Consider the following 15,067-nt stretch of genomic DNA (forward strand, 5'->3'; position numbering starts at 1 on the left):
ATCGTCGCGCGCGCCGGTTATGGGGGCGCCGGCACGACACTTGCGCGGTGCGGGCCGAATGTCGTTGATAGGACGTGCTTTCGGTCAGTCAGCCGCGTAGTCCGCGCAGCGCGGTCTCCACGACGCGATCGGCGAATTCGGTGGTGAGGGTGCCGGTGCGCAGGAGCCAGCGGTCCATCAGTGGGCCCCAGATCAGCGCGATGGCCACGTCGAGGTCGATATCGGGGGCGATCTGGCCCGCGGTTTGCGCGGCGGCGAGTCTGCGACGTTTCAGGTCGTCCACGGGGCTCTGTAGGCGTTCGACGTAGGTGGCGGCCAGGGCGGTGTCGTGCATGATGGCGCTGGTCAGGCCGCGCAGGGGGAGGTCGAAGCGGGGGTCGGCGAGTTCGGCGACGGTCGCGCGCAGGACCAGTTTCAGGTCGGCTTCCAGGTCGCCGGTGTCGGGCAGGCCCGGTGTCGCGTCGTCGCCGGTCTCGCTGAGCATCAGGAAGGCGTCGAGCAGGACGGCGCCCTTGGACGGCCACCACCGGTAGATCGTCTGCTTGCCGACACCTGCCCTGGCGGCGATCGCCTCGATGGTCAGCTTGTCGTAGCCGATCTCGCCCGCCAGCTCGAAGGCGGCGGACAGGATAGCGCGCCGAGATCCTTCGTTGCGCCGGGTCGCGTCGGCCGACGGCCGGGGGTTCTGCTGACTCATGCCGCCATCCTAGCAATCGAGGAGACGAGACGTTGCGTCTTGACAGGGCGGTGAACCGCTGGCATCCTCGGATCATCAGACGAGACGCAACGTCTTGTCTAGTCAAGGAGGAACGCCATGACCACCGCCGCTACCACCGCATCCCGCGTCTGGTTCATCACCGGAGCGAGCCGCGGTCTCGGTCGCGCCTTCGCCGAAGCGGCGCTGGCGGCGGGGGACCGGGTCGCCGCCGCCGCGCGCACCGGATCCGCCCTCGACGAACTCGCCGCGGCCCACCCCGGCCGGGTACTGCCGTTGACCGTCGATGTCACCGATCGCGCCGCGGTGCACGCGGCGGTCGATGCCGCTGTCGCCCACTTCGGCCGCCTCGACATCGTGGTCAACAACGCGGGCACGCTTTCGATGGGCATGATCGAGGAGTTCAGCGAAGCCGAGGCTCGCGCGCAGATGGAGGTCAACTTCTTCGGCGCGCTCTGGGTGAGTCAGGCCGTGCTCCCGCATCTGCGCGCGCAGCGCAGCGGGCACATCGTGCAGGTGTCGAGCATCGGCGGACTCGCCGGGTTCCCGCTGTCGGGAATGTATGCCGCGAGCAAGTTCGCGCTCGAGGGCATGAGCGAGGCCCTGGCGATGGAAGCCGCGGAATTCGGTGTGCGCGTGAGTATTCTGCAGCCGGGCGGGTACTGGACCGACCTGTATTCGGCGATGGTGAACACCACCCCGATCCAGGCCTACGCCCCGCTGCGTGCCCAGCTCGAGGCCCAGTGGGCCGAGGGATCGGTCGACAGCGAGCCCGCCCTCGCCGCCGAGGCGCTGCTCACACTCGTCGGCGCCGGGGAACCGCCGCTGCGCCTGCTGCTCGGAAACATGGTGTACGACTTGGCCTTCGACCTCGCGCGCGCCAAGATGGCCACCTGGTCGGCCTGGGAGCAGACCAGCCGAGCCGCGGAACGGGCAGTCCCCGCGCCGGGCTCGGCATAGTCTCAGGTGGTGACGGGAGTTCGTGCGGCGCGATCGATCAGGTACTCGACCAGGTGGGTCAGCACCGCCTTGGCCGAGGGCCGATCGCGCGCGTCGCACAGGATCACCGGCGTGTTCGGATCCAGGTCCAGGGCATCACGCACCTCGTCGACCGTGTAGCGCGGCGCGCCGTCGAAGCAGTTCACCGCGATCAGGAACGGCAAGCCGCGCCGCTCGAAGAAGTCCACCGCCGCGAACGAATTGCTCAATCGCCGGGTGTCGGCCAGCACGATCGCGCCGAGGGCGCCACGGCACAGCTCGTCCCACAGGAACCAGAAGCGGTCCTGTCCGGGCGTGCCGAACAGATACAGCACCAGATCCCGGTCGATGGTGATGCGACCGAAGTCCAGCGCGACGGTGGTCGTGTGCTTCTGCTCCACCCCCGACAGGTCGTCGACACCGGTGCTGACCTCGGTGATCAGCTCTTCGGTCCGCAGCGGCGCGATCTCGCTGATCGCACCGACCATGGTGGTCTTGCCGACGCCGAAGCCGCCGGCGATGAGGATTTTGACCGAGGCGGCCATGTGCTGGTCGCCTGCGGACATCGGGTCAAAGTTTTCGGATGCCATCCAGAACCGCTCGCAATATGTTGAGGTCACCGGCACCGGCCTCGGCCGCTACCGGAGCCCGGAAGATGAGGTGGCCCTCGGCGATGAGATCACCGACGAGGATCTTGGTTACCGCCAGAGGCAGTTTCAGCACGGCCGAGACCTCGGCCACCGACTGCGGACGCTTGCACATCTGTGCGATCGTCGCGTACTCGGGTTCTGGTTTGCGCAGGGTGGGGGCGGGGTATACCGCCACCACCACTGTGAGCATGTCCAGGTCGTGCGCCGCGCCCATGGTGCGGCCGCGGGTCACCGCGTACGGCCTGACCAGGGGTCCGGCCGCGTCGTCGAACCACGGATCGCCGAGTCGAGTCATTGTCGAGACTTTCTATAGCTGCGCATGCCCGTGCCGCGGCTCCGTAGACAGATAGCTGCCGACCCGCTGCACGGTGAGATTCATTTCGTAGGCGACCATGCCGAGATTGGCCGATTCGTTGGCTTGCAGTGCCAGACAAGCGTTGTCACCGGCCGAGGTCACGAAGAGCACGGCCCGATCGAGCTCGATCACCGCTTGGCGCACGCCGCCGCCGTCGAACCGGCTGCCCGCGCTGCGGGCGAGACCGTAGAGGGTCGAGGACATGGCGGCGAAGTGTTCGGCGTCTTCACGCTTCATCTGCGAGGAGCGTCCGAGCAGCAGTCCGTCGGTGGACAGCACGACCGCGTAGCGGACCCCTGCCAGCCGGTCGACGAGATCGTCGAGTAGCCAGTTGAGATCACCGGGGGAAGAGTTCACCTCAGCCTTCCTGTTCGTCCTGGTTCGATGTGGTCTGTTGTTTGCGACCCTGGCGGGTGCCGTTCTCGATCGCGGACATGATGTCGCGCGCCTGTTCTGCGGAGCGGGGGCGCTCGGGTGCGCGCGGCGCCTCGGCGGCGGGCTCGGCGAGCTCGGGCGCCAGATTGGTCTGTCTGCTGCGACGCGGCAGCGCGGGTCGTTCGTCGGAGCCGGTGTCGTAGCGCGGGGTCTGCGCGGGGGGCGCCTCGGGGGCCGGTGCCATCGGGCGCGGGGTCGGCGGGTCGGCGACCAGGGTCGCGACCGGCGCGGGCGCGGATTCGAGAGCGGCGATCGGTCCCGGATCCTGCGGTGCGGGCAGCCCACGGCGCAGCGGGCCGGTCATCGTGGGCGGCGTGCCCGCGAGGTCGGCCTCACCGGCCAGCAACTGCTGGGGGATCAGCACGATGGCGCGGATGCCGCCGTAATCGGATTCGCTCAGCCGCACCGACACACCGTGCGCGAGGGCCAGCCGGGCGACCACGAACAGGCCCAGGCGCGAGTCCGAGGACAGCGTGCCGACACCGAAATCCGGCGGATCGGCCAGCATGGTGTTGTAGCGGACCAGGTCGTCGGCGCTCATGCCCATGCCCTGATCGGTGATCTCGACGACCACGCCCTTGCCGACGACATTGCCGCTCGCCTCGACCCGCGACTGCGGCGGGGAGAACGCGGTGGCGTTGTCGACGAGCTCGGCGAGCAGGTGCACGAGGTCGGCCACGACGGTGCCGACGACGCTGACCTCGGGCAGCTTGGTGACCCGCACGCGCGCGTAGTCGAGCGTTTCGCCGATGGCGCTGCGCACCACGTCCATCACCGGCACCGGCTGACGCCACTGCCGTCCCGGGCGACCGCCGCCGAGAATGATCAGGTTCTCGGCGTTGCGACGTTCACGGGTGGCGAGGTGATCGAGCCGGAACAGCGTCTCGAGCAGTGCCGGATCCTCTTGGCGGCGTTCGGCTTCGTCGAGGATCTCGAGCTGGCGGTGCACCACGATCTGGCTGCGGTGGGCGATGTTGAGGAACACCGCGCGCACGCCCTCGCGAGTACGGGCCTCGTCGACCGCGGCACCGATCGCCGCGGCGGCGGCGTGTTCGAAGGCCTTGGCGACCTGACCGATCTCGTCGTGCCCGAAGTCCAGGGTGGGCGCGGTGTCGGCCGGGTCGACCTCGCCACCGTCGCGCAGGGTGCGCATGGTGGCGGGCAGCTGCTCGTCGGCGAGTTGCAGTGTCGCGGTGCGCAGCCGGCGCAGCCGGCGAATGATCCGGTTCGCCAGGACGATCGCGATGAGGAAGACGAGCGCACTGAGCGCGAGCACGCCGCCGCCCGCCAGCGCGGCATTGGTCTCGGCCTTGCGCGAGGAATCCTCGGCAAGCTTCTGCACGTGGTCGTTGTAGCTGGTGTAGGAGTCGAGCAGGCTCCGGTTGACCTCGGCCGCGGCGTTCTGCCATTCGGGAATCGGCATCGGCAGTGCGACGGGGGTGGGAGCCTTGCTGGTCGAGGTACTCGCCTGGGCGGCCGCCGACACCGCGAAACGCTGCACGAGAGCGGATTCCATCGCGCTCAGCCGCTGCCAGTGCCCGGTGGCCGTCAACGCGACGACGGCGCCGCGCTCGGGTTCGTCGAGTCCGGCGGCCAGGTTGGCGATTTCGCCGTGGTAGAGGCCGCTCTGGTTGGTGAACTCGTCGAGCGGGATGGTGGAGGCGCCGTCCGAGGCCACCATCGCGGCGGCGACCGCGTTGCTGCGCGACATCGCCTCGGCGGCACCGAGCAAGCGAAGCCCCTCGGACACACCGGTCGCGACGACCGCGTCGGGTGCCGCGCGCTCGGCGACCTTGGTGCCCTGGATGATCACGTTGAGCAGCGAGTTGTAGAACAGGTAGGCGTCCGCGATCGGCAGCATCCGGGCGTCGGCGCCCTTGCGCACGCCGTCCAGATGCGTGCCGAGAGTGGCGAAGCCGGCCTTGTCGTTGCCGATGTTGGAGTCATCGATCGCGCGCAGGTTCTCACCAGCGGCGATCAGGCCACGAAAGGCGCCGTCCATGCGCGTGCGCGCGGCGGCCAGGCCGAGTGCGGCGGTCTCGTCGCCCGCGATGTGGGCCAGGGTCAGGTGTCGCTCGGATTGGACCGCCTCGATCAGCTCACGGGCCGGTACGGCGGCATCCTGCAACTGCACGGCCCACGACTTGGCTTTGTTGCTCTGCTCGACCAGGTAGCCCGCCGTACCGACGCCGACCACCACCAGAGTCAAACTCGGGATGAGAGCAATCGCCAGAATCCGGGTGCGCACACCGAGTCTCGCTAAGAACATCGCCATAACGTAACGGAATCGTTGCACTGTTGTCGCCTGTGTCTCGCTGAGCGAGACGCGATTTGGTTTGCGCGGGAACACATTTGCTATATGGGGGTGAAAACGAAAAAACGGCGAGCTCACCCCGCCGGCTGAGCCGCGATGGCCCAGTCGGCGGGGGCTCGCCGCGACCTGGCAGCGCCGGGAAAGATGCTGCCAGGTCAGGTTTTCGGCGGGCGCCGCTACAGTGTGCGGTCGGCGCCCGTGCGTGGTGGCGGCCCGGCCGCCAGTGCCGCGTGCTCCGCCTCGGTCAGCAGCCTGGCACGCAACACGAATCGCATGCCCTGGCCTGCCTCGAGCGAATCCTCGGCAGCCTCACCGCGCGTCACGTCGACGGTGAGGTGGGTATCTTTCCAGCATTCGAATTGCGCCGCGCTGATCCAGAATTCGGTGTGCCAGCTGAGCCGGCCGAGCAGGATGTCGGCCTTCTCGATCGGGAACTGCTTGGCCGACAGGCACACCGGTGCGGCGTCGTCGTCGCAGCCCTCGCCGGCCTGGCGGAACAGCACCGGGCCGTTGTCCTCGATGAGGCGGCGGAGCAGGGTCTGAGCGCGCTCGGTGATCTCCACACGGTGGATTCGATTCTGCATCAGAACATCCCGAGTTTCGTCGTCGAATAACTGACCAGCAGGTTCTTGGTCTGCTGGTAGTGCCCGAGCATCATCGCGTGGTTCTCCCTGCCGAACCCCGACTTCTTGTAGCCGCCGAACGCGGCATGGGCGGGGTAGGCGTGGTAGCAGTTGGTCCAGACCCGGCCTGCCTTGATGCCGCGGCCGAGTCGGTGGGCGGTGTTCATGTCGCGGGTCCACACGCCCGCACCGAGACCGTAGAGGGTGTCGTTGGCGATGCGGATCGCTTCGTCGACGGTATCGAAGCGGGTGACCGCGACGACCGGGCCGAAGATCTCCTCCTGGAAGATCCGCATCGTATTGTCACCGGAGAAGACCGTGGGTTCGATGTAGTACCCACCCGGTAGACCGTCGACCTTGCGTGCTTCCCCTCCAGTGAGCACGCGGGCGCCTTCGGCTCTGCCGATGTCGAAATAGGACAGAATCTTCTCGTACTGGTCGTTGCCGGCCTGTGCGCCGATCATCGTCTCGGTGTCGAGTGGATGACCGGACACGATGGCCTCGGTGCGGGCGATGGCGCGGGCGAGGAACTCGTCGTAGATCGACGAGTGGATCAGCGCCCGCGACGGGCACGTGCACACCTCGCCCTGGTTCAGGGCGAACATGACGAACCCCTCGACGGCCTTGTCGAGGTAATCGTCGTCGGCGGCCAGCACATCGGGCAGGAAGATGTTGGGGCTCTTGCCGCCGAGTTCGAGAGTGACCGGAATGATGTTCTCGCTGGCGTACTGCATGATCAGCCGCCCGGTGGTGGTCTCGCCGGTGAAGGCGAGCTTGGCCACCCGTGGGCTCTGTGCCAGCGGTTTGCCCGCCTCGACACCGAAACCGTTGACCACGTTGAGAACTCCGTCGGGTAACAGATCCGCGATGAGTTCGACGACGAGCAGCAGCGACGCCGGTGTCTGTTCGGCCGGTTTGATGACCACGCAGTTGCCCGCCGCCAGCGCGGGTGCGAGTTTCCAGGCGGCCATCAGGATCGGGAAGTTCCACGGAATGATCTGGCCGACCACGCCGAGCGGTTCGTGGAAGTGATAGGCGACCGTGTCGGCGTCGATCTGGGACAGCGAGCCCTCCTGGGCGCGAAGCACACCCGCGAAGTACCGGAAGTGATCGATGGCCAGCGGGAGGTCCGCCGCCAGGGTTTCGCGCACCGGTTTGCCGTTGTCCCAGGTCTCGGCCACGGCCAGCGGTTCGAGACTGTTCTCGATCCGGTCGGCGATCTTGAGCAGGATGTCGGCCCGCTCGGTGACCGAGGTCGCGGCCCATCGCTCGGTGGCGCGGTGTGCCGCCTCGAGCGCCATGTCGATGTCGGCGGCGCTGGAACGGGCCACCGCGCAGAAGATCTCACCGTCGACCGGTGAGGTGTTGTCGAAATAACGGCCTTCGACAGGGGGCGACCAGTCACCTCCGATGAAGTTGTCGTATCGGGCGGCATAGCTGACTATGCCGGTATCCGATCCGGGTTTGCCGTAGATCATTCGCCTCGCTCCTCGCGACCTCTGCGTGGTGCCCCACACTATGGTCGGCGAAGGTTGGTACGAGGTTGGTGACGGCGTCTGCGCAGGTCAGCCCTGGCGTGCGGTGAAAAGCCGGGCCGTCACGACGGCGCGGCGGACATCATCGCGAGGCAGTAGCCGCAGGGCGTGCTCGTGCACGGCGACATCGCCGGGGCAGCGCTGCCCGAACGCGACCGCGTGCTCGGGCCGGTCGCTGCCCAGCACGGCGTTGCGGATGCCGACATCGAGGTGGGCGCGCCACTGTTCGACGCCCGGCAGATCCGATCCGGGCAGTAGTGGTCCGCGATACAGCCACAGCGCCGAGGTGAGGTCGCCGCCCTCGATGGCGGCCAGTAGGTCCACCGCGTCGCAGGAGACCTGGCCGGTGAGCATGTAGCGCCGGTTGGTGATCTCGCCGCGGGTGGCGCGGCGCAGGTGCGACACATCGGCTTTGAGCGTGTTCAGCGATACCGGCCGCTCACCGTAGACCGCGGCGTGCAATTGCTCGGGGGTGTAGCCGTCGGGCTCGAGCGCCAGCAGCGCGAGGATCTCGAGTTGGCGCGGCGGCAGCGGCACCGGCCTGCCGTCGCGCAAAAGCCGTGCGGCGCCGAGGCATTCGAGTCGAACACCCGGTGCCGGGGTGGGCGCCTCGGCCCGCAGCATGGTCTCCACGGCGGTGACCAATGCGCGGACCGAGGTCATCACCATCGGATGCGAACGTTCCCACGTCGAGGACAGATCGAGCACACCCACCGTGCGGCCGTCGGGGCCGTGGATCGGCGCGGAGTAGCAGACCCAGCCGTGCAGCGCGGCGACGAGATGCTCGGCGGAGAACACGGTGACGGCCCTGTCGTCGTGCAGGGCCAGAGATAACCCGTTGGTGCCCATGTGGCTTTCGTCCCAGACCCCGCCCGGCGCGAAGTTCACCGCTTCCCCTTGGCGGCGCAGCGTGCGATCGCCCGCGGTCCACAAGATGGTGCCCGATTCGTCACTGACGACGGCGAGATAGCCCGACTCCTCGGCCATTCCGCGCAGCTGACCCGCGAGTTCGGTGACCGGTCTGCGCAGCGGGGATTCCGACCAGCGGTCACTGATGTCGTTGAATCCGGGAGCGACTTCGGTGGCGGGGTCGACGGTGTGCAGGGAGCGCTGCCAGGATTTGGCGACATCGTTGCGCACGGCCCCGGTGTCGCGGGGCAGGGTCAGCGGGCGCGAGGGCGCGGCGAGGCGGTTCCACTGCTTCTCGAGTTCGACCCGGTAGTCCGAGAGTCGTTCGGGCCGGTGCGGTCCGGCGATCGGGTCGTCGTGGGCGCCTGGTGCCCTGCCCAGTTCCTCGCCCACGTTCACTCCCTGCTCGTCGGTGACGCACCGTTCCAGCGACGAGAACGGGTGTGGCGCTTACTGTCTATCAGCTGTGCCACCGCCGTGGGAACGTTTGTGCCGAGGACGACCGGTCACCGGTCGCCGGGCTGTCGCGTTGCCTTGACGCCGGTGACTACTTGTTCAGGAAGATCCCGGCGATATCGGCGTTCTTGATCGGGGTGTCGACATTGCGCTGAGTCGCGCACAGCAGATCGACCTGCACGATCATCGAGTCGACCACGGTGCCCGCCGGTTCGTTGTCGTTGCCGGTCTGCTGCTTGATCGCCTTGGTGATGGTGATCCGCTTGGTGTTCGCGTCCTGGTTGACGTAGTCGCGACAGCTCGTGTCACCGCCCTGGTTGAGCACTCGCTCGACCTCGGCGCATCCGGTGGCCAATGCCGCCAGCACCGCGACGCCCACCGCGACGGCGCCGGTTCGGGTGTTGGCGTGCATGATTCCTCCTGGAATGGTTCGCTGCGCGCGGTCGCGCGTCGACGCCAGCTTATGCGGTGGTGCTCAGGCGCGGTGGATTCGCAGGGGAACCCGCAGCTCGGCGGCGGTGAGCGAGCCGTGGTGGCCGATCATCATCGATTGCAGCGGTTCGGCGCCCGACCGCACGACACCGCCGTCGCCGCTCGCGACCACGACGAGATCGCCGATCCGCGCGGCGGCGTCGCGGGTGACGACCGGGCCGAACCAGCCTGCCTCGATCGCCTCGTCTCGGGTGCGCACCAAGAATCCGCTCCCGAGAACGCCGCGCCAGGTGTCGGCGACCGCGGCGGGGTTGTCGGTGTAGACGTGGCGGGCGCGTGGTTCACCGCCGAGTGCCGCGACATCGTCCGACAGGTGCGGGTGGGTGTCGAAGTCGACGCGCTCGCGCAGTTCGATCATGCCGTGATCGGCGGTGACGATCAGCGCCGAGCGAGCGGGCAGGCGCGCGGCGATCTCAGCGGCGATCCGGTCGACATTGGCGAGTTCGAACCGCCATGCGCGGCTGGCGGGCCCGCGAGCGTGGCCGGTGGTGTCGAGTTCCGAATGATAGGTGTAGACCAGGGTTTTCGGTGCCGAGGTGAGGGCGTTGAGAACTCCGTCGACGAGATCGCCGACCGAGTAGGCGGTGCGGAATTCGCCGCCGCGCCAGCCGGCCGAGGTCAGGCCGGAACCGTCCTGGTAGCTCGGTGCGACCTGTACCGCCGCGATGCCCGCCGCGGTGGCGCGCTCGAAGACGGTGCGATGCGGCTGGATCCGGTCTGGTGGGAGCGTGGCGCGTGCGTCGGCCTTCGGTCCGTCGCCCATGAGTTGCCACCTGAGCGAGTTGAACAGGCGTTCCTCGCCGGGCAGGCGCATGCAGTAGCCGACGATGCCGTGCTCGCCGGCGGGCAGGCCGGTGCCGAGGGTGGTCAGACTCGTCGCCGTGGTGCTCGGGAACCCGGCGTCGATGCTCGCCTCGGGCAGGCTCGTCAGGAACGGCGCCGCAGCGGACTCGGCCGCCAGGGCTTGTGCGCCGAGTCCGTCCACGAGTAATACGCAGACACGGTCGACATCGAGATCGAGGCCGAGTCGGTCGGTGTCGCCGGGGACACCGAGGCAGCTCAGTACCGACGGGAGGAGATCGGCGAGTGTGGCTGTGCCGTAACGCGGGGTGAGAAGAAGATCGTCGGTCACGCCTGTCCTGTTTCGAATCGGCTGATCAGCCCGTCGCGCAGGACGAACTGCCAGGTGGTGCGCATCGAACCCCACCGGCTGTTGGTGTAGTCGGCGGTGAGGGCGAGGCCGTCGTCGGAGTCGACCGTGTCCACGACCAGATGTCCGTTGCTGCTGAAGATCTCGGCCTCGGTCCACTGGGCGAGATTGCGTTCGACACCGTCATCGGACATCGTCGCGTCCTCGGTGAGCACACCGTAGAACTGGTCGGTGTCCTGCGCGTTGAGCGCGTCGACGAACGCTTCGACCACGGGATCGAGTTTCGCGGTGCCGGACATCGGGCCTCCTGCTCGAAGCGGGTACGCACGGACAAAGACGGTGTTACTCACTCTAGGTGAGTGCACGTGCCGGGTCGCCGGAATTTGGGCGGCGCGTCAGGCGGTCGCCGATCCCGGCGCGATCAGCGCGGTGAAGGTGCGCATGATCGTGTCGACGAGTTCGGGGGCGTGCGTGCCCATCTGTTCACTGCGCTTTTCGAGATGTCCGTCGAGCCACAGCGATGCCAGCCCGTGTGCCAGTCCCCACCAGGCGACGGCCAGGGTCTCGGCGCGATCGGCGGGCAGCGCCCCGACGGCGACACAGTCGGCGACCGTCCGGACCAGGACGTCGAAGGCGGCGTCGCCGGCGGCGTGGGCGTCGGGGTGCTTTTCCGGCTGGGACAGTTCGGGCCGGAACATGAGCCGGAACTGGGCCGGGTGTTCGCGGGAGAACCGCACGTAGGCATCGCCGAGTTCGGTGAGGGCCGCCAGCGGGTCGGTGGTCGTGGCCCTGGCGGCGGTCAGATAGGCCGCCAACTGCTGGAAGCCGTCGATCGACAGGGCGGAGAGCAGCGCGGCGCGGTCGGCGAAATGGTGATAGGGCGCGCCGCTGCTGACCCCGGCCTCCCTGGCGACCCGGCGCAGGCTCACCGCGGCCAGGCCCTCGCTCTCGATCAGGCGCAGGCAGGCGTCCATCAGCGTGGCGCGCAGATCGCCGTGGTGGTAACTGGTGCGCTTCACCCTCCGAGCGTATGCGAGACCTCCGCCGGAATTGGCACTGGACAGGAAATCTATGCAGTGTTTAGATTAATTGAGCATCGCTTAGATGCGTGCTCCACCGAATCGACGGAATGGATGACCACCATGACCACCCGGGTACTCGTCACCGGCGCGACAGGTTTCGTCGCCGGCCACTGCATCGCCGAACTCCTCGACCACGGCTATGCCGTCCGCGCCACCGTGCGCGACCTCGCCGCGCACGCCACCCGCGCCCACCTGGCCGAACTCGCCCGCCGCACCGGGGGCGAGCTGGAATTCGTCGCCGCCTCCCTCGACGACGACGCGGGCTGGGCCGCGGCGGTCACCGGCTGCGACACCGTGCTGCACGTCGCCTCGCCGTTCCCCGCGGCACCGCCGGAGGACGAGCAGGACCTCATCGAGCCCGCGGTGCAGGGCACCCTGCGCGTGCTGCGCGCCGCAGCGGCCGCCGGTGTCCGCCGCGTCGTGCTGACCTCCTCGGTCGCCGCCGTCGCCTACGGCCACGACACCGACGAGGTACGGACCGAGGACGACTGGTCGGTGGTCGAGCGCATCCCCGCGTATCAGAAGAGCAAGACCCTCGCCGAGCGCGCGGCCTGGGACTTCGTCGAATCCCTGCCCGCCGCCTCGGATCTGGAACTGGTGGTGGTCAATCCCGGCATGATCCTGGGCCCGCTGCTCGAAGCCAGGACCAGTACCTCCCACGAGCCGGTCCGCCGACTGCTGGCCCGCGACGTCCCCGGTTCGGTGAAAACCGGCTGGACCCCCGTCGACGTGCGCGACCTCGCCGTGGCGCACCGGCTGGCGATGGAAGTCCCCGAGGCCGCGGGCAATCGATACATCTGCGCGGCCGATCCGCTCTGGATGGGGGAGCTGGCCGGCCTGCTGGCCCGCGACTACGCCGCCGAGGGCTTCCGTGTCCCCACCCGGGTCCTGCCGAACTGGGTGATCCGCGTGGTCGCCGTCTTCGACAAAGGTGTGCGCCTGACCGTGCCGGTGCTGGGCCGCACCGAACACGTCAGCGCCGACAAGGCCCGCCGCGAACTGGGCTGGACCATGCGTCCGATCGAGGACACCGTGCGCGACACCGCCGACAGCCTGATCGCGTTCGGCATCGTCACCGCTCCCGGACGGCCCGCGAACTCATCGCGTGCTGTTGTCGGAACCCGTTGAGCGGGAAGGAAAGACGATGTTGATCACCGCGCTCGTCCTCACTCTGCTCGGCGTCGTCCGCCGCAAGTTCCGCGGGCGCGCGGACGGCGAGCCCACCGGGCGTCCGGCCCTCGCGAGCCGGCTGGAGCGGGCAGGTGTCGCTGTGCGGCGCGGCGCGTCCCGGTTGGTGCGAGAACCGGCACCGGCGTTGTCGGCGGTGGTCGCCGTCCTCGGGCTCGTCGTCGTCGGTATGCACCTGGCCTGTTCGGGTCAGGTCTGACGTCAACGCCATTCTTGGCGTTGCAGATCCAGGATCACCGGACGCATCAATGTCGAGACCTCGGGGTCGACCGCTCGGCGGTCCGGTGGGAAGACGGTGGCCGCGGTGAGGGTGGTCTCGTCAAGGGAACGCAGGGGCCCGGGGCTGCGCAGGGACGGCGTCGGCGCCGCGCCCGCCGACGCCAGCACGAAGCCCCAGTCGCCGAAGCTCGGGACGTCCACGTGATATGGGGTGGTGTGCAGACCCGCCGAGCGCACGGTGGCGTCGATGGTCCAGAAGGAGCGCGGGGCGAAGAAGGGCGAGCCCGATTGGACGACCATGCGGGCGCCGGGGGCCAGCACGTTGGCGGTCATCGCGTAGAACTCCTGCGAGTACAGCTTGGCCACCGAGGTCTGGTCGGGGTCGGGCAGATCGACGATCACCGCGTCGAAAAGCCCTGGAGCACTGCGTAACCAGGTGAAGGCGTCGGCCTCGACCACGGTGACCCGTCGATCGTCGAACGCGCGGCGGTTGAGATCGGTGAGCCGGTCGTCGGTGCGGGCCAGCTCGATCATCGCCGGATCGAGTTCGACCAGGGTCACCTCGGCGATGTCGCGATAGCGCAGGATCTCGCGCAGCGCGAGGCCGTCGCCGCCGCCCAGCACCAGCACCGAACGGTGCGGGCCCGCCAGCACCGGGTGCACCAGCGCCTCGTGATAGCGGTATTCGTCGACCGAGGAGAACTGGAGTCCGCCGTTGAGATAGAGCCGGGTATCGGTGGTGGCGAACGGGGAGAACGACTCGGTGAGCACGATCTGCTGATAGGGCGTACGCGTCTGCCACACGATCGGGTGGGCGAACAGCGCCTGCTGCGCGGTCGCCTCGAAACGGTCGGCGTAGAGGTAACTACCGGTCAGCCCGCAGGCCACCACGACGGTCGCGGCGATCAGGGCGTGGCGAGCGCCGCGCGTCATCTTGTCGCGAAAGAAGAAGAACGCCAACGCGAGTCCGGCGATCGCGTTCACGACCCCGACCACCAGGCTGCCGCGGATCTGCCCGAACACCGGCAGCAGCAGGAACGGAAACGCCAGGCCACCCAGCAGCGCACCCACGTAGTCGGCCGCGAACAGGTCGGCGACCGCGCTGCTGGCCTCCTGCTCGCGGATGTCCTGGAGCAACTCCATCAGCAACGGGATCTCCGCACCGACGAGCATCCCGATCACCGCCGCCGCCAGCACCAGCGTGCCGGTATAGAGATTGAGCCACGCGTAACTGGCGTACAGGGCAGCCACGGAGAGCCCGCCGACGACGGCCAATGCCAGTTCCACGGCCACGAAAGCCGCGGCGGCACGCGACCGGAGCGGTTTCGCCAGCAGCGCGCCGACACCCATCGAACAGACCATCACGCTCAACGTGATCGACGCCTGCGCGGCGGTGTCACCGATCAGATAGCTGCCGAGGGTGACCAGCGACAGCTCGTACACCAAACCGCATGCCGCGCAGACGAACACGGTCGCCAGCAGTGCCGCCCTGGCCAGGCGGTGCCGGGGCATCAGGTCAGGCCCGCGGCCACCACCAGCGCCACCGCGACATGCGCCGACGCCGTGACCCACACCGCCGGATGCGGTTCGGCGTCGGCGACGACGGCCCGGAAGTCGCCGGGGGTGAGCGCGTCGAGCAGCACGAACGCCACCGCCATCGCGGCCAGCCCGATCACCCCGTAGATCGCGCTGGACAGCAGCGCCTCGGCGATCTTGCCTTCCGAGGTCCAGATGGCCACGGCCACGATGATCCCGACCCCGAACAGGTTCGAGGCGAGCAGGATCGCGGCATTGCGGTTGCGTTCGATCCAGATCTGGGCGCGCAGGTCGCCCGGGGTGAGCAGGTCGACGACGCCGAAACCGACGGCCATCAACACGATTCCCACCGCGGAATAGGCGAGCGCTGCGCCCGCGTCCGCCGCCAGGTCGGCGAGCATGAGTGTCCTCCTGTGCTGTGCGGGCGAGA

Annotated in this window: 17 protein-coding genes; 3 read left to right on the forward strand and 14 right to left on the reverse strand. The window is 68.6% G+C overall.

Annotation, left to right across the window (positions count from 1 at the left end; all coding sequences use genetic code 11):
- Positions 1 to 88: 88 nt before the first annotated feature.
- Complete coding sequence (locus ACWGCN_RS29880; protein ID WP_452459906.1) at positions 89 to 697, reverse strand: TetR/AcrR family transcriptional regulator; 609 nt, start codon at positions 695 to 697, stop codon at positions 89 to 91.
- 117 nt (positions 698 to 814) lie between these two features.
- Between ACWGCN_RS29880 and ACWGCN_RS29885 the strand changes: the two genes are divergently transcribed.
- Positions 815 to 1,675: an SDR family NAD(P)-dependent oxidoreductase gene (locus ACWGCN_RS29885; RefSeq protein ID WP_387443424.1), complete on the forward strand. Its 861-nt coding sequence runs from the start codon at positions 815 to 817 to the stop codon at positions 1,673 to 1,675.
- A gap of 2 nt (positions 1,676 to 1,677) precedes the next feature.
- On the opposite strand, the gene ACWGCN_RS29890 is transcribed toward ACWGCN_RS29885, so the two are convergent.
- From ACWGCN_RS29890 to ACWGCN_RS29940, 11 genes are all read right to left on the reverse strand, one after another.
- Positions 1,678 to 2,283, reverse strand: coding sequence for a GTP-binding protein (locus ACWGCN_RS29890; RefSeq protein WP_101467406.1), 606 nt, complete (start codon positions 2,281 to 2,283; stop codon positions 1,678 to 1,680).
- A complete protein-coding gene (locus ACWGCN_RS29895; protein WP_387443427.1) occupies positions 2,264 to 2,638 on the reverse strand; it encodes a DUF742 domain-containing protein in 375 nt (124 codons plus the stop codon). The genes ACWGCN_RS29890 and ACWGCN_RS29895 overlap by 20 nt, the downstream gene beginning before the upstream one ends.
- 12 nt (positions 2,639 to 2,650) lie before the next feature.
- Positions 2,651 to 3,055: a roadblock/LC7 domain-containing protein gene (locus tag ACWGCN_RS29900; RefSeq protein ID WP_067453425.1), complete on the reverse strand. Its 405-nt coding sequence runs from the start codon at positions 3,053 to 3,055 to the stop codon at positions 2,651 to 2,653.
- 1 nt (position 3,056) lies between these two features.
- Positions 3,057 to 5,402, reverse strand: coding sequence for a sensor histidine kinase (locus ACWGCN_RS29905; protein WP_452459905.1), 2,346 nt, complete (start codon positions 5,400 to 5,402; stop codon positions 3,057 to 3,059).
- A gap of 221 nt (positions 5,403 to 5,623) precedes the next feature.
- Complete coding sequence (locus ACWGCN_RS29910; protein ID WP_378987837.1) at positions 5,624 to 6,031, reverse strand: DUF779 domain-containing protein; 408 nt, start codon at positions 6,029 to 6,031, stop codon at positions 5,624 to 5,626.
- A complete protein-coding gene (exaC, locus tag ACWGCN_RS29915) occupies positions 6,031 to 7,548 on the reverse strand; it encodes an acetaldehyde dehydrogenase ExaC (protein ID WP_387443432.1) in 1,518 nt (505 codons plus the stop codon). Before exaC ends, ACWGCN_RS29910 begins: the two co-directional genes overlap by 1 nt.
- Before the next feature lie 87 nt (positions 7,549 to 7,635).
- The gene (locus ACWGCN_RS29920; RefSeq protein ID WP_378987832.1) at positions 7,636 to 8,907 is read right to left on the reverse strand and encodes a transcriptional regulator; all 1,272 of its coding nucleotides are present in this window, start codon (positions 8,905 to 8,907) and stop codon (positions 7,636 to 7,638) included.
- A gap of 154 nt (positions 8,908 to 9,061) precedes the next feature.
- The gene (locus tag ACWGCN_RS29925; RefSeq protein ID WP_378627619.1) at positions 9,062 to 9,382 is read right to left on the reverse strand and encodes a hypothetical protein; all 321 of its coding nucleotides are present in this window, start codon (positions 9,380 to 9,382) and stop codon (positions 9,062 to 9,064) included.
- Positions 9,383 to 9,445: 63 nt separating this feature from the next.
- Positions 9,446 to 10,594 carry an alkaline phosphatase family protein gene (locus ACWGCN_RS29930; RefSeq protein WP_452459315.1) on the reverse strand — a complete coding sequence of 383 codons (1,149 nt, stop codon included), beginning with the start codon at positions 10,592 to 10,594 and terminating at the stop codon, positions 9,446 to 9,448.
- Positions 10,591 to 10,911 (reverse strand): nuclear transport factor 2 family protein, encoded by a 321-nt coding sequence (locus tag ACWGCN_RS29935; RefSeq protein ID WP_301900910.1) that lies wholly within the window; start codon positions 10,909 to 10,911, stop codon positions 10,591 to 10,593. The genes ACWGCN_RS29930 and ACWGCN_RS29935 overlap by 4 nt, the downstream gene beginning before the upstream one ends.
- 96 nt (positions 10,912 to 11,007) lie before the next feature.
- On the reverse strand, positions 11,008 to 11,631 hold the full coding sequence (locus ACWGCN_RS29940) for a TetR/AcrR family transcriptional regulator (protein WP_378987823.1): 624 nt from the start codon (positions 11,629 to 11,631) through the stop codon (positions 11,008 to 11,010).
- Between the two features lie 114 nt (positions 11,632 to 11,745).
- On the opposite strand from ACWGCN_RS29940, the gene ACWGCN_RS29945 reads away from it, so the two are divergent.
- A complete protein-coding gene (locus ACWGCN_RS29945) occupies positions 11,746 to 12,822 on the forward strand; it encodes an NAD-dependent epimerase/dehydratase family protein (RefSeq protein ID WP_452459314.1) in 1,077 nt (358 codons plus the stop codon).
- A gap of 16 nt (positions 12,823 to 12,838) precedes the next feature.
- A complete protein-coding gene (locus ACWGCN_RS29950) occupies positions 12,839 to 13,081 on the forward strand; it encodes a hypothetical protein (protein ID WP_452459313.1) in 243 nt (80 codons plus the stop codon).
- Positions 13,082 to 13,083: 2 nt separating this feature from the next.
- Here the strand turns inward: ACWGCN_RS29950 and ACWGCN_RS29955 are convergent, their stop codons facing one another.
- A complete protein-coding gene (locus ACWGCN_RS29955) occupies positions 13,084 to 14,613 on the reverse strand; it encodes a polyamine aminopropyltransferase (protein WP_452459312.1) in 1,530 nt (509 codons plus the stop codon).
- On the reverse strand, positions 14,613 to 15,038 hold the full coding sequence (locus tag ACWGCN_RS29960; RefSeq protein WP_378914280.1) for a DUF350 domain-containing protein: 426 nt from the start codon (positions 15,036 to 15,038) through the stop codon (positions 14,613 to 14,615). The genes ACWGCN_RS29955 and ACWGCN_RS29960 overlap by 1 nt, the downstream gene beginning before the upstream one ends.
- Between the last annotated feature and the right edge of the window lie 29 nt (positions 15,039 to 15,067).

The organism is Nocardia sp. NPDC055050 (assembly GCF_053608345.1).

What these genes read in the sequence shown, in the direction of transcription:
- ACWGCN_RS29880 (WP_452459906.1), bottom strand. Translation starts at nt 697, where the DNA reads ATGAGTCAGCAGAACCCCCGGCCGTCGGCCGACGCGACCCGGCGCAAC.
- ACWGCN_RS29885 (WP_387443424.1), top strand. Translation starts at nt 815, where the DNA reads ATGACCACCGCCGCTACCACCGCATCCCGCGTCTGGTTCATCACCGGA.
- ACWGCN_RS29890 (WP_101467406.1), bottom strand. Translation starts at nt 2,283, where the DNA reads ATGGCATCCGAAAACTTTGACCCGATGTCCGCAGGCGACCAGCACATG.
- ACWGCN_RS29895 (WP_387443427.1), bottom strand. Translation starts at nt 2,638, where the DNA reads ATGACTCGACTCGGCGATCCGTGGTTCGACGACGCGGCCGGACCCCTG.
- ACWGCN_RS29905 (WP_452459905.1), bottom strand. Translation starts at nt 5,402, where the DNA reads ATGTTCTTAGCGAGACTCGGTGTGCGCACCCGGATTCTGGCGATTGCT.
- ACWGCN_RS29910 (WP_378987837.1), bottom strand. Translation starts at nt 6,031, where the DNA reads ATGCAGAATCGAATCCACCGTGTGGAGATCACCGAGCGCGCTCAGACC.
- exaC (WP_387443432.1), bottom strand. Translation starts at nt 7,548, where the DNA reads ATGATCTACGGCAAACCCGGATCGGATACCGGCATAGTCAGCTATGCC.
- ACWGCN_RS29925 (WP_378627619.1), bottom strand. Translation starts at nt 9,382, where the DNA reads ATGCACGCCAACACCCGAACCGGCGCCGTCGCGGTGGGCGTCGCGGTG.
- ACWGCN_RS29935 (WP_301900910.1), bottom strand. Translation starts at nt 10,911, where the DNA reads ATGTCCGGCACCGCGAAACTCGATCCCGTGGTCGAAGCGTTCGTCGAC.
- ACWGCN_RS29945 (WP_452459314.1), top strand. Translation starts at nt 11,746, where the DNA reads ATGACCACCATGACCACCCGGGTACTCGTCACCGGCGCGACAGGTTTC.
- ACWGCN_RS29950 (WP_452459313.1), top strand. Translation starts at nt 12,839, where the DNA reads ATGTTGATCACCGCGCTCGTCCTCACTCTGCTCGGCGTCGTCCGCCGC.
- ACWGCN_RS29955 (WP_452459312.1), bottom strand. Translation starts at nt 14,613, where the DNA reads ATGCCCCGGCACCGCCTGGCCAGGGCGGCACTGCTGGCGACCGTGTTC.
- ACWGCN_RS29960 (WP_378914280.1), bottom strand. Translation starts at nt 15,038, where the DNA reads ATGCTCGCCGACCTGGCGGCGGACGCGGGCGCAGCGCTCGCCTATTCC.